An 11,979-nucleotide genomic window follows, 5' to 3' on the forward strand; every position below is an offset into this window, starting at 1 on the left:
TGTCGCCCCCTCGGTCATCTGTGATTTGCGTCACGATTTAGATCGGTGAAATGGGGTTCGCCTCGCTTCGACAGGGGCTTCATGCCGTTTTCACTTCAGCAGGACTATCCAGCATGCGCGAGTTCCGCAGCTGAATAGGCCCTCCACAGCTGGATGGACGCCGCCGCAGGTTCTGGAAAAGTTGCATGGCTCTGCAGGGTGTCGCCCCGCAGAGTGTTGCCTTTGGCCTGTGGGGACGGGCCCCATCCAACGCATTGGAGAGATCCCATGTACACGATGAAGTCCGCTTCACGCGCCCTGCCCGCGCAGGTCGCTCCCCTTGCGCTGGCCCTGGCGGCCTGCGTCGGCGTGCCGCAGACAGGTCATGCCCAGTCAGTTTTTGTCCCGGCCGGCACCACGCTGACGGTGGATCCGGGAAGCCCCTATGAGGGCCGAGATTTTTCCGTCGAGGGAACATTGAACCTCAATGGCGTCAGTGTGGGTCGCATGGGTGCCCGCGAGGGGGGCGTCGTCAATGCGACGGACACGACCATTACCAGCAATGCTTCGGGAGCGGGAGCATCGATAACCAACTCGCAGGGCCGCTTCCTCAGGTCGGAGATCGTCAATACGAGTGCCAGCGGCTTCGGCTTTTCAACCGGCGCACTGATTACCGCCCCCACCCCGCAGCCTCTCAGCTTCGTCCAGTTCATCGACAGCAAGGTGTCGGGTGCCGCCATTAGTGCTCAGGCCAGTGGTGGCGGCACCATCGTTGCCGAGCGCTCGACCTTCTCCGGAGCCATCGGCATGCGCAGCCTGGCCGGCTCGATCGAGCTGCGTGATGGCTCCGCCGCCATCGGCAGCGACATCGGCCTGCTACTGGGAAATTCCAGACTGAGCCAACCCCCCTATGCGGACCCTGCGGACTGGCGTGTACTGGTGGATGGATCACGCGTGGAGGGCACCACCGGTCCCGCCGTCAAGGTGAGAATCGAGAATGGCCGTGCTCCCGATCTGGCGCGCCTCACCGTCCAGAACGGCGCAACGCTCATCGGTGGCAACGGCAATCTGGTGGAAGTCGACCCCGATCTGGCACTCGATTTCACCGCCCGCACGTCCACCCTCAACGGCAACTTCGTCATCGCCGATACCGCCAGCACGACCCTGCGCTTCCTCGAGGGGCTGGTGCTGACCGGACAGATCACCGGCCCGGCCGAGGTGATCGTCGACCAGGGCGGACGCTGGACGCTGTCCGGTGACAGCAGCACCGGCAACCTCACCCTCGGCGCGGACAGCCATATCCTGCTCGGCGCGGAGGGTCAGGCGGCGTATGCGCAGTTGACCGTCAATGGCGATTACACCGGCAACGGCGGCATCCTGCATTTCAACACCGTGCTGGCCGGCGACGCCGCCGCCAGTTCGCGCCTGCATGTGACCGGCGCCACCAGCGGCACCACCAACGTCACTGTCAACAACATCGCGGGCGCTGGCGCGCAGACGGTCGACGGCATCCTGCTGGTCCAGGTCGATGGCGCCAGCAACGGCAGCTTCGCGCTGCAGGGCCGCGCCATCGGCGGCATGTACGAGTACTTCCTGCACAAAGGCTCGGCCACGACGGCCAACGGCAACTGGTACCTGACCTCGGCCTACACGGGCAATCCATGCGATATCAATCCTTCCCTGCCGGAGTGCGACCCGGAGGATCCGGTGATTCCTCCTCCCGATCCTGACCCCGATCCCGAACCCGTGCTGCGCCCGGAGCCCGGTGCCTATCTGGCCAACCAGATCGCGGCCGAGCAGATGTTCCAGGTACGTCGTCACGATCGCGGCGAGCCCGGCTTCGACCGCGCGCGCCCGGGAACCTGGGTGCGTGGTGGCCGCGATCAGATCCAGGCCAGCATTGCCGGCCAGGTCGATGCTCGCACGCATCTCAACGTCCTGCAGCTGGGCAGCGATCTGTGGCGCTGGAGCGACGGGCGCGGCCAGGTGGGCGTGATGCTCGGCACCGGCGACGCCACCACCCGCGCAGTCTCCATGCTGTCCGGCTATGGCACCCGCGGCAGGATCAAGGGCAAATCGGCAGGCGTGTACCTGGGCTGGGTACAGGATGCACAGAGCAGCGGCGGTCTGTACGTGGACGGCTGGGTGCAGGCTGCCCGCTTCGACAATGATGTGCAGGGCGAGGGCATTGCGGCGGAAACCTACGATGCGGACGTCCGCAGCGCGTCGCTGGAGCTCGGCTACGCCTGGGCGATCCGCACCCGCGAGGCCAGCACTCTGTACCTGCAGCCGCAGGCACAGCTGACCTGGACCGACTACGACAGTGACAGCCTGGTTGAAGACAACGGAACACGGGTCGAGGATGGCCGCAGCATCGGGCTGAACAGTCGGCTGGGTGTGCGTCTGTTTGGACAGAGCACCCTGCGCGGCAATCGCGTACAACCCTTCCTGGCGGTCAACTGGCTGCGCGGCCAGCGAGATCCCTCGATGCGCTTCAACGAAGAGCTGTTGAGCGCGAAGACGCCCGACAGCCGCTACGAAATGCAGGCGGGCGCGCAGCTGCAGCTGGGGCAACGCTGGAGTGCCTGGGGCGACCTGCGCGTGCAGCGCGGCGACAGCGGCTATCGCAACCACGGTGCACAGGTCGGCCTGCGCGCCGCCTGGTAACACCCGGCGTCCTGCCCGGAACCCGCGCCTGAACACCCCTGCCGGATATGACATCCGGCAGGGGTGACGTCGTCTATTGTAATGTTATAACACCGTCGTTCCTGATGAGGCGCCCTGCGCCGTGCCCACGAAAGCAGCGTCGCGCTTGATATAGCCATTGCTATATCTATGAGCATTTGCTTTCATGTACACCAGCCAGGTCGCCCTCGCCGCTCTCTTCCCCAAGGACGACGCCTCCATGCCCCACGCCGTGCCACCGTGCCACCTTCCGCTGGCCACCGCCATCTTCTTTGCCCTGTCGACCCCGGTACTAGCCGGCACGCCCTCGCCCACGCAGCTGGACCGGGTGCAGGTCAAGGTCAGTACCGCCACGCGCAGCGAGCGCCTGCTTGCCGATGTGCCGATCCGTACCGAAGTGCTGCGCAGGGAGGACATCGCGCTGCGTGCGGCCACCGATTTCTCCCGTGCGGTCGAACTGATCAATGGCCTGCGCGTGGAAAGCAACTGCCAGAACTGCAACACCAGCGAAGTGCAGCTGCTGGGCCTGCCGGGTGCCTACAACCAGCTGCTGTTCGACGGCATCCCGCTGCTGTCCACGCTGGGCAGCGTGTACGGCCTGGAGCAGATTCCCGCCGGCTTCGTCGATCGCATCGAAGTGGTCAAGGGCGGTGGCTCGGCGCTGTATGGACCCGGCGCGGTGGCCGGCGTGATCAACCTGGTTCCGCCGCTGCCCTCGCGCAGTGGTGGCCATGTGCAGGCCGGCGTGGATGTGCTGCGTGGCACGCCGCAGAAGAATGCAGATGTCCGGCTGGATCTGGTCGCCGCGCAGGTCGATGCCGGGCTGTCTGTGATCGCCCAGCGCAACTGGAACAGGGGCATCGACTACAACGGTGATGACTACACCGAGATCACGCGCAAGGATCTCAAGGTCGGTGGACTGCAGGCGTGGTATGCGCCCACACCGGGAACACGGCTGCGCGTGGACGTGCAGGTCACCGATGAAAGCCGGCGCGGCGGCAACCGCCTCGACCAGCCGGAGTATCTGGCCAACATCGCAGAATCGCTCGACACCACGTACCGGCGTGGCAGCGTGTCCTGGGACCAGGAAGTAAGCCCGGACATCGACTTCCGCCTCGCCTATGCCTTCGCCGACATCGATCGCGACAGCTTCTATGGCGGTCTCGGCGATGTGGTCACCGACCCGTCGGCAGCCGGATACGATCCCTCCGAGCTCGACCCCACCGTGGCCGGCAGCGCCGCCTCGCGCTCCTGGCGGCAGTACGGACGCACGCACAATCCGCTGCATTACCTCGACAGCCAGTTGAACTGGCGGCTGGGCGCGCATGCCCTGGCGTTCGGCGTGCAGTACAAGCACGAGCGCCTGCGCGACGACAACCGGACCGGTGACGGCCAGCGCCTGGCCGTGCTGGAGGATGCCAGCTTCCACAACCTGGGCGCCTTCGTGCAGGACGAATGGAGCCTGCGCGAGGACATCGACCTGGTGATCGGCGCGCGCGTGGACAAGAGTTCCGAACTGGACAACGCGGTGCTCTCACCGCGTGTCGCGTTGGCCTGGCAGACCACGGAGAACCTGAAGTGGCGGGCGGGCATTGCCAGCGGATTCCGCGCACCGGAAATCTTCGTCGAGGATGTGCATGTGGACACGCTCGGTGGCGAGCAGGTGCGCATGCGCAATGCCGACGGCCTGAAGGAGGAACGTGCGCTGACCACCCTGCTCGGCTTCGACTGGCGTTCGGATCCGGCCGAGCCGGTGTGGACGTGGGATACCACCGCCTCCTACGCGCGCATCCGTGACACCTTTGCGCTGGGCGAGATCCTGCGCGGCGCCGACGGCCAGCTCGGCCAGCTGCGCTACAACGCCTCGGGCTCGGACGTACTGGGCATGGAAACCAATCTGGGCTGGCAACCCTCGCCGCAATGGCGTCTTACCGCGGGCGCATCGTGGTACCGCTCGCGCTTCCGCGAACCCCAGCGCATCTTCGATGACACCGGCGAGGGCGGCGACACCGTGATCGACAGCCGCGACTACCTCAAGACCCCTCGCTGGACCGGGCTGGCCCAGCTCGGCTGGTTGCCTTCAGAACCGTGGGAGACCTTCATCGCGCTGCGCCACACCGGTTCAATGCCGGTGCTGAACAACCGGTTGGGTGAACTGCACCGCACCCGTGCCTTCTGGGTTACCGACCTGGGTGCCCGCTGGCATCGCCACCTCGGGGTGGGCGCCGAACAGGAGGTGTCCGTGGCAGCCGGAGTCAAGAACGTGTTCGACCAGCGGCAGAAGGATCTTGAAGCCGGCGCGCTGCGCGACAGCGACTACGTCTACGGGCCCCGCTTCGCGCGCTCGTGGTATGTCAGCCTGCGCTATGCGTTCTGAAGCACTGCGCGTTCTGCTGTGCGCCGGCAGCGCGCTGCTGGCCGCGCCGGTCGCGGCAGAGAATCTGCACGCGCAGGTCTCGGCGTCGCTGATGCGACCAGAGGCGCGATCGCTGCGCCCGATGCAGTGGTCGCCGCCGCCGCGATTGATCGCGCTTTACTTCGGTGCGGACTGGTGCGCGCCCTGCCATGCCTTCGTGCCGACCCTGCGCAGCGTGCGTGACGCACTGCGCGAGGCCGGTGCGGACACCGAGGTGGTGTACGTCAGCCAGGATGAGAGCGAGGCCGCGCTGCGCCGCTACATGCGCCGCCAGGACATGCCGTGGCCGGTGCTGGACCCGCGCAGGGCCGCGCGCATGCCGGTGCTGCAGGCCCTGGCCGGCCCCGCGCCGCCCAATCTGGTGCTGATCGACGCGGAAGGTCGCGTGCTGGCGAAGGGGTGGCATGGGCGGCGCTATGAGGGTCTGCAGCCTGTGCTGAAGCTGTGGCAGGCAGCGGCATGCGCACAGGAACAGGCGCGCTGCCCGCCGCTTGAGTGATCTGCGGCTCCTTCCACGGCCGCCGGGCATGGCCCGGCGCTACCGCCACCCTTCAGATCGCGGGCACCGGCCCTACCCGCCCTCGGCCTTGCGCACGAATGCTTCGAACAGCGCCAGCGTCTGCTCGCTGACATGATGCTCGATGCCTTCGGCATCGCGCCGGGCGGTATCTGCATCCACGCCCAACGCCAACAGGAAGCGCTCCACCGTCTGGTGCCGCTGGCGACTGGCATGGGCCAGCGCCTCGCCCTCGACGGTCAGAAAGACACCACGATAGGGCCGCTGCACGACCCAGCCGTCGCGGGCCAGCCGCCGCAGCATCTTCGCCACCGTCGGCTGCGCCACCCCCAGGCGGGTGGCGATGTCGACCTGGCGGGCCTCGCCGCCATCGGCCAGCAGGTCCGAGATCAGCTCGACATAGTCCTCCACCAGTTCCATCCGGTGCGCCTCGCGCACCTGCCGGAAGCTCTCGACCTGGCGCTCGGCCTCGATCAAGGGGGGATTCTTTGGCGATGTCGAATCGTCGCTCTTGCCCACGCGTGCGCCTGTCCTGCCGAAGTCGTCCGGGAATGAACCTGAATTCTGGACCAGTGACGCGATAAAGACGATTGTTTCACATTGCTATTGGATATAGCACGGGCTATATTACGCGCATGAACACCCTGGCGCCCGATGACCCTTCGGCCCCTGCCCCGGCCAGCCTGGGTGCGCTCAATGCCTCGGTGGCGGTACCCGACAAGGGCCACTGGTGGTTCCGCCTGCTGGCGTTCCTCGGCCCGGGCTACATGATCTCGGTCGGCTACATGGACCCTGGCAACTGGGCCACCGACCTGGCCGGCGGCTCACGCTTCGGCTACCTGCTGCTGTCGGTCATCCTCGTGTCCAATCTGATGGCGGTGATCCTGCAGGCGCTCTCGGCGCGGCTGGGTATCGCCACCGGGCTGGACCTGGCCCAGGCCTGTCGCGCGCGCTACCCGAAGCCGGTCAACCTGGCCCTATGGGCGCTGTGCGAGGCAGCCATCATCGCCTGCGACCTGGCCGAGGTGATCGGCACCGCCATCGCACTGAAGCTGCTGTTCGACCTGCCGCTGCTGTGGGGTGCAGTGATCACCGCGCTGGACACGCTGCTGGTGCTGCTGCTGATGAACCGCGGCTTCCGCGCGCTGGAGGCCTTCGTCATCGCGCTGCTGATGGTGATCTTCGCCTGCTTCGTGGTCCAGATCGCGATGGCCGCGCCGCCTGTCATGGCGGTGCTTGGCGGCTTCATTCCACGCGCACAGGTGGTCACCGATCCGCACGCCCTGTACATCGCGATCGGCATCATCGGCGCCACGGTCATGCCGCACAACCTGTACCTCCACTCGTCCATCGTGCAGACCCGAGCGTATCCGCGTACCGACGAGGGTCGCCGCAGCGCGCTGCGCTGGGCGGTGACCGACAGCACGCTGGCCCTGACGCTGGCACTGTTCATCAATGCCAGCATCCTGATCCTGGCCGCGGCCGTATTCCATGCCAACGGTCGCTTCGACGTGGAAGACATCGAGCAGGCGCATCAGCTGCTGGCACCGATGCTGGGCGTGGGCGCCGCGGCGACGCTGTTCGCGGTGGCACTGCTGGCATCGGGCCTGAATTCCACGGTGACCGCGACGCTGGCCGGGCAGATCGTGATGGAGGGCTTCCTGCGCCTTCGCCTGCCGCCCTGGCTGCGGCGGCTGCTGACCCGGGCGCTGGCGATCATTCCGGTGGTGGTGGTGATCGTGCTGTTCGGCGACCAGGGCGCGGTGAAGCTGCTGGTGCTGAGCCAGGTGGTGCTGTCGATGCAGCTGCCGTTCGCGATCATTCCCCTGGTGCGGATCGTGACCGACAAGGTGACCATGGGCGCACTGGTGGCGCCGCGGTGGCTGGGTACGATCGCCTGGTTGATCGCGCTGGTGATCGTGGCATTGAATGTGAAGCTGCTGGTCGACACCTTCGCCGCCGCCTGACGGCCGAGGGCCGCCACCGGGCCATGCTCGACGCACGCGTGCAGCGCTGTCGAGCGTGGCCCCGCTCTACAGATGCAGGGCGATGGCAGCCTCGATCTGCTGTGGCGACTGGAATCCGGCCAGGCGGATGCGTTCGTTGCCGTCACGGAACAGCGCAAGCGTTGGTGTCTGGCGCAGCCCCAGCTCCCTGAAGAAGGTTTCACCCAGCACTTCCAGCTGCACCCGCAGCAGGGTCATGCCCTGCCCCGCGCCGCTGCTGGCGACACGCTGCAGGGACATCTCCAGCATCCGGCAGCCCGGGCACTGGTCCTTGTGGAAATCCACCAGGACCCGGGGATGTTCGGCCAACAGCTGCTGGAGCTGCTCAGGCGTGGTGGCGTCGATGATCTGCATCGGTGGTACTCCGGTAATGGGCCAGGACTGCGTCGGTCCAGGCGTCGATGGCGGCGGCGTGACGCTCGCCGTGCGGCATCTGTTCAATCTCCAGCGGCGGGTAGCCGCTGTGGAAGTAGCGGATCAGGCGGTGCACGGCGCCGCAGTAGTACTCCTGGCCCCACTGTGTCTCGCCGGTGCCGAACACCGCCACCTGTCGCGGCCACTGACCCTGCCCGGCAATGCCGGCCACCCACGCCTTCATCTCCGCCGGTGTGCGCCCGGCGTTGTCGGTCCAGCTGCCCAGCAGCACGAGGTCGGCTTCATCGGCCGCCAGCGGAGCCGGCTGGCGCAGGTCGTCGGCCTCCTGCCAATGCACCGCGTGACCCGCCGCGCGACACCGCTCGGCGATCTGCCGTCCCAGCTCCCGGGTATTGCCACTGAGCGAGGCGACCACGATCAGGATGCCCAGCGCCGGCCCCCGCTCAGAGATCGTCGAAGCCGTTGTCGACGTTGGTCTTCTTGTAACTTGCATTGCGCATCTCGAAGAAGTCGGTCTTGGTTTCGGTGAAGTTGTCGGCGTAGGCCTTGATCCACGGCATCACATTGTCGGTCGTATCGCTGTACAGCCGCTCGATGCCCAGCATGCCGGCCATCTTGTTGGCGCGGTACTTCACATAGCGCACCATCTCGTCCACATCGATGCCGTCGATGCCATCCAGCACTTCCGACGACCATTGCGTCTCCAGCGTGATGGCATGCTCGAAGGCGCTGTGTACGTAAGCCGTCAGCTCGTTGGTCTGCAGTTCCGGATTCTCGCCGACGATGGCGCGGATCACCTCGCTGATGAACTTGGTATGGGCCAGCTCGTCGCGGTTGATGAAACTGATGATCTTGCCGGTGCCGGTCATGCGGTTCTGCCGCACCAGGTTGTAGAAATAGGCGAAGCCGGAGTAGAAGTTGATGCCCTCCAGGATCGACGACTGGATCAGCGACTTCAGCAGCGTCTCGGCGGTCTTGTCGCGCATGAAGTCGTCGTACGCCTGCATGATCGGCGCGTTGCGACTGATGATGGTCGGATGCGTGCGGGCCAGTTCGAACACCCGGTTCTGGTTGGGCAGATCGGTGATCGACGCCAGCACATAGCTGTAGCTTTCGTTATGTATCACTTCCTGCTGGCCGATGATCGCCGCATTGGCATGCGCGGCCGGATCGGTGATGTACTCGGCGACGTTGTAGATGAACCGGGTCTGCGGCGAATCGAGCGTGGCCAGCAGGCCGATGATCGAGTCGTAGGCGTTCTTCTCGCGTCCGGACAGTTCACCGTACTGGCGTGCGTCCAGCTTCATGTCCACTTCGTCGGGGATCCAGAAGTTGGTCGACAGTTCCTTGTACGCCCGATAGAACGAGGGGTACGGAATGTCGTTCCAGTTCAGTATGCCGCTGGTGCGGCCGTTGATGATGCCGGTGCTGCGGTTGGGATGGCGTGGTTCAAGGATCTTGATGCGGTCAAGCGGCGTTGCCATGATCGTTCCTGCAGAGGTAGCGCCGGGCCATGCCCGGCGGAATGTAGAGTGGCCGCGCGGTGCGCTCGCCGGGCATGGCCCGGCGCTACCGCGGCTGGGGCGCAGCGATCAGCTTGAACACCACTCGCATTCGCTGATGTCGATGTCGTTGGAGCGCACGTAGTAGGTGGTCTTCAGTCCCGCGCGCCATGCGCTCAGGTGCAGCTCCAGCAACGTGCTCGCACGGATGGTGCTGGGCACATACAGGTTGAAGCTGATCGACTGGTCCACATGGCGCTGGCGCCGGGCGTTCTGCCGGACGCTGGCGAACTGGTCCACCTTGTAGGCACCCTTCTCGTAGTAAGGCCAGGTTTCCAGCGACAGCCCGGGGGCTGCGACCGGTCGCCGGAAGTCCTTCTTCTCCTCGTAGTAGAACGCGCTGTAGATGGGATCGATCGAGGCCGTGGAACCGGCGATCTGGGCGGTGCTCATGTTCGGCGCGACCGCCAGCAGCCAGCCGTTGCGCAGACCATGGCGGGCCACCTCACGCGCCAGGCGCTCCCAGGCCGCATCACGATAATCACGGTCGCTGAAGTAGCGGCCAGTGTGCCAGTCGCTGCCGGCGAACATCGGATAGTGGCCCTTCTCTTTCGCCAGTTCGGCGCTGGCCTGGATGGTCAGGAAGTTGATGCGCTCGTACAGGCGGTCGGCCAGCGCCTCGGCCTCCGGCGATTCCCACGGGATCGCCTGCTGCGCCAGCAGGTGATGCCAGCCGAACGTGCCCAGGCCGATGGCCCGGTACTTGCGGTTGGTGATCGTGGCCTGCGGCACCGGCAAGGCATTGAGATCGATCACGTTGTCCAGCATGCGCACCTGGATCGGGATCAACCGTTCCAGCACGTCCTTCGCCAACAGATCGTCCGGCGCGGTGACCGCCCGTCCGAGATTGATCGAGGACAGGTTGCACACCACGAAATCGCCGGCGCGGCGGGTGGTGACGATCTGGTCGCCGCTGACGATCTCCTGGATCATCCGCGTCGGGCTCATGTTCTGCAGGATCTCCGTGCACAGGTTGCTGGAATAGACCATGCCCGCATGCTTGTTCGGGTTCCTGCGATTGACTTCATCGCGGTAGAACAGGAATGGATTGCCGGTCTCCAGCTGGCTGAGCATGATGCGCTTGAACAGATCGATCGCGCGCACGGTGCGCCGGCTGATGCGCTCGTCGGCCACCAGCTCCGCGTAGCGGTCGCGGAAGCTGCCCGCACCGCGCGTCTCATCGTAGAAGTCCTGCAGGTACCAGCCCTTGGCCTGCTTTACCTCATGCGGGTCGAACAGGTACCAGTCGGCCCGACGCTCGACCGCCTCCATGAACAGATCGGGGACGCAGACCGACGTGAACACATCATGCGCGCGCAGGCGCTGGTCGCCGTTGTTCAGGCGCAGATCGAGGAAGGCCTCGATGTCGCGGTGCCAGATGTCCAGGTATACCGCTACCGCGCCTTTGCGCTGGCCGAGCTGATCGACCGATACCGCGGTGTTGTTGAGCTGCTTGATCCAGGGCACTACGCCGCCGGACGAGTTGGGCACACCACGGATCGGTGCACCGCTGCTGCGCACGTAGCCCAGGTAGGCGCCGACACCCCCGCCGTGCTTGGACACGCGGGCAATGTCCGTATTGGAGTCATAGATGCCCTGCAGGCTGTCGTCCACTGTATCGATGAAGCAGCTGGACAGCTGTCCACCGACCTTGCCGGCGTTGGCCAGCGTCGGCGTGGCCACCGTCATGTACAGGTTCGACAGCGCCCAGTAGGCCTCGCCGACCAGCTGCATCCGCCGCTCACGCGGCTTCTCCTCCTGCATGAGGTACAGGGCGATGGTCAGCCAGCGCTCCTGCGGCAACTCGTACACCTCGCGGCTGCGGTCGCTGGCCAGGTAGCGCGTCGCCAGCAGGTACAGGCCGTTGTACGCGAACAGACGGTCGCGGTCGGGATCGATCATCTCTCCGGCCTGCTGCAGCTCCTCCTTCGAGTAGCAGCGCAGGATGTCATTGCTGTAGACGCCACGGTCGGCCAGGCTCTCCTGCAGGCCTACGTACGAGCCGTACTTCAGGCTGACATCGTAGAAGCGGTTGCGGCTGGCGCGCTTGTACAGGCGGCGCAGGTAGATGCGGGCGGCGAACCGCTCCCAGTCCGGCGCGACCAGGTCCACACGGGATTCCGCCTCGCGGATCAGCAGGTCCACCAGGTCGTCGGCACTGATGCTGGGCTTGCGCTCAACCATCGCCTGTACCACGCGGCGGTAGTCGGCTACGTCCAGCTGCGGGAACTCGGCATGGATGGCGTCGATGCTGCGCTGCAGGCGCCCGGCGTCGAACGGCAGGCGTCGGTTGCCGGCCTCCTTGGTGATCCAGGTCGGCACGCGCTCGCCACCGGCGCGCAGGGCGTCGCCGGCGCCGGCCGGATCGGCCGCGCGGTAGGTGTATTCGGTCATGGTCCTGCGTCTCCAGGCTCGCACGCACGATTGCGCCGATGCCAT

At 66.0% G+C, this 11,979-nt stretch carries 9 protein-coding genes; 4 read left to right on the top strand and 5 right to left on the bottom strand.

Annotated elements, in window-relative coordinates; translation table 11 throughout:
• Positions 1 to 267 precede the first annotated feature (267 nt).
• The 3 genes from ACZK08_RS11440 (at position 268) to ACZK08_RS11450 (ending at position 5,579) form a co-directional block, all read left to right on the top strand.
• The gene (locus tag ACZK08_RS11440; protein ID WP_065182929.1) at positions 268 to 2,646 is read left to right on the top strand and encodes an autotransporter family protein; all 2,379 of its coding nucleotides are present in this window, start codon (positions 268 to 270) and stop codon (positions 2,644 to 2,646) included.
• A gap of 238 nt (positions 2,647 to 2,884) precedes the next feature.
• Complete coding sequence (locus ACZK08_RS11445) at positions 2,885 to 5,041, top strand: TonB-dependent receptor plug domain-containing protein (RefSeq protein ID WP_065182969.1); 2,157 nt, start codon at positions 2,885 to 2,887, stop codon at positions 5,039 to 5,041.
• Positions 5,031 to 5,579 carry a thioredoxin-like domain-containing protein gene (locus ACZK08_RS11450; protein ID WP_065182930.1) on the top strand — a complete coding sequence of 183 codons (549 nt, stop codon included), beginning with the start codon at positions 5,031 to 5,033 and terminating at the stop codon, positions 5,577 to 5,579. The genes ACZK08_RS11445 and ACZK08_RS11450 overlap by 11 nt, the downstream gene beginning before the upstream one ends.
• A gap of 72 nt (positions 5,580 to 5,651) precedes the next feature.
• Here the strand turns inward: ACZK08_RS11450 and mntR are convergent, their stop codons facing one another.
• Positions 5,652 to 6,116, bottom strand: coding sequence for a manganese-binding transcriptional regulator MntR (gene mntR, locus ACZK08_RS11455; protein WP_065182931.1), 465 nt, complete (start codon positions 6,114 to 6,116; stop codon positions 5,652 to 5,654).
• Positions 6,117 to 6,232: 116 nt separating this feature from the next.
• On the opposite strand from mntR, the gene ACZK08_RS11460 reads away from it, so the two are divergent.
• Positions 6,233 to 7,564: an Nramp family divalent metal transporter gene (locus ACZK08_RS11460; protein ID WP_053517819.1), complete on the top strand. Its 1,332-nt coding sequence runs from the start codon at positions 6,233 to 6,235 to the stop codon at positions 7,562 to 7,564.
• A 66-nt stretch (positions 7,565 to 7,630) separates the two neighbouring features.
• Here the strand turns inward: ACZK08_RS11460 and ACZK08_RS11465 are convergent, their stop codons facing one another.
• The 4 genes from ACZK08_RS11465 to ACZK08_RS11480 all read right to left on the bottom strand — a co-directional run bounded on the left by ACZK08_RS11465 (position 7,631) and on the right by ACZK08_RS11480 (position 11,934).
• Positions 7,631 to 7,957 carry a thioredoxin family protein gene (locus ACZK08_RS11465; protein WP_053517820.1) on the bottom strand — a complete coding sequence of 109 codons (327 nt, stop codon included), beginning with the start codon at positions 7,955 to 7,957 and terminating at the stop codon, positions 7,631 to 7,633.
• Positions 7,929 to 8,408 (bottom strand): flavodoxin, encoded by a 480-nt coding sequence (locus tag ACZK08_RS11470; protein ID WP_065182973.1) that lies wholly within the window; start codon positions 8,406 to 8,408, stop codon positions 7,929 to 7,931. Before ACZK08_RS11470 ends, ACZK08_RS11465 begins: the two co-directional genes overlap by 29 nt.
• Before the next feature lie 13 nt (positions 8,409 to 8,421).
• Positions 8,422 to 9,465, bottom strand: coding sequence for a ribonucleotide-diphosphate reductase subunit beta (locus ACZK08_RS11475; protein ID WP_231107806.1), 1,044 nt, complete (start codon positions 9,463 to 9,465; stop codon positions 8,422 to 8,424).
• A 105-nt stretch (positions 9,466 to 9,570) separates the two neighbouring features.
• Complete coding sequence (locus ACZK08_RS11480; RefSeq protein WP_065182934.1) at positions 9,571 to 11,934, bottom strand: ribonucleoside-diphosphate reductase subunit alpha; 2,364 nt, start codon at positions 11,932 to 11,934, stop codon at positions 9,571 to 9,573.
• Positions 11,935 to 11,979 lie beyond the last annotated feature (45 nt).

Source organism: Stenotrophomonas sp. 112478_Sma (assembly GCF_056479905.1).

Excerpts from the sequence above, each read along its gene's own strand:
- ACZK08_RS11440 (WP_065182929.1), top strand. The coding sequence starts at position 268 with ATGTACACGATGAAGTCCGCTTCACGCGCCCTGCCCGCGCAGGTCGCT.
- ACZK08_RS11445 (WP_065182969.1), top strand. The coding sequence starts at position 2,885 with ATGCCCCACGCCGTGCCACCGTGCCACCTTCCGCTGGCCACCGCCATC.
- ACZK08_RS11450 (WP_065182930.1), top strand. The coding sequence starts at position 5,031 with ATGCGTTCTGAAGCACTGCGCGTTCTGCTGTGCGCCGGCAGCGCGCTG.
- ACZK08_RS11460 (WP_053517819.1), top strand. The coding sequence starts at position 6,233 with ATGAACACCCTGGCGCCCGATGACCCTTCGGCCCCTGCCCCGGCCAGC.
- ACZK08_RS11465 (WP_053517820.1), bottom strand. The coding sequence starts at position 7,957 with ATGCAGATCATCGACGCCACCACGCCTGAGCAGCTCCAGCAGCTGTTG.
- ACZK08_RS11480 (WP_065182934.1), bottom strand. The coding sequence starts at position 11,934 with ATGACCGAATACACCTACCGCGCGGCCGATCCGGCCGGCGCCGGCGAC.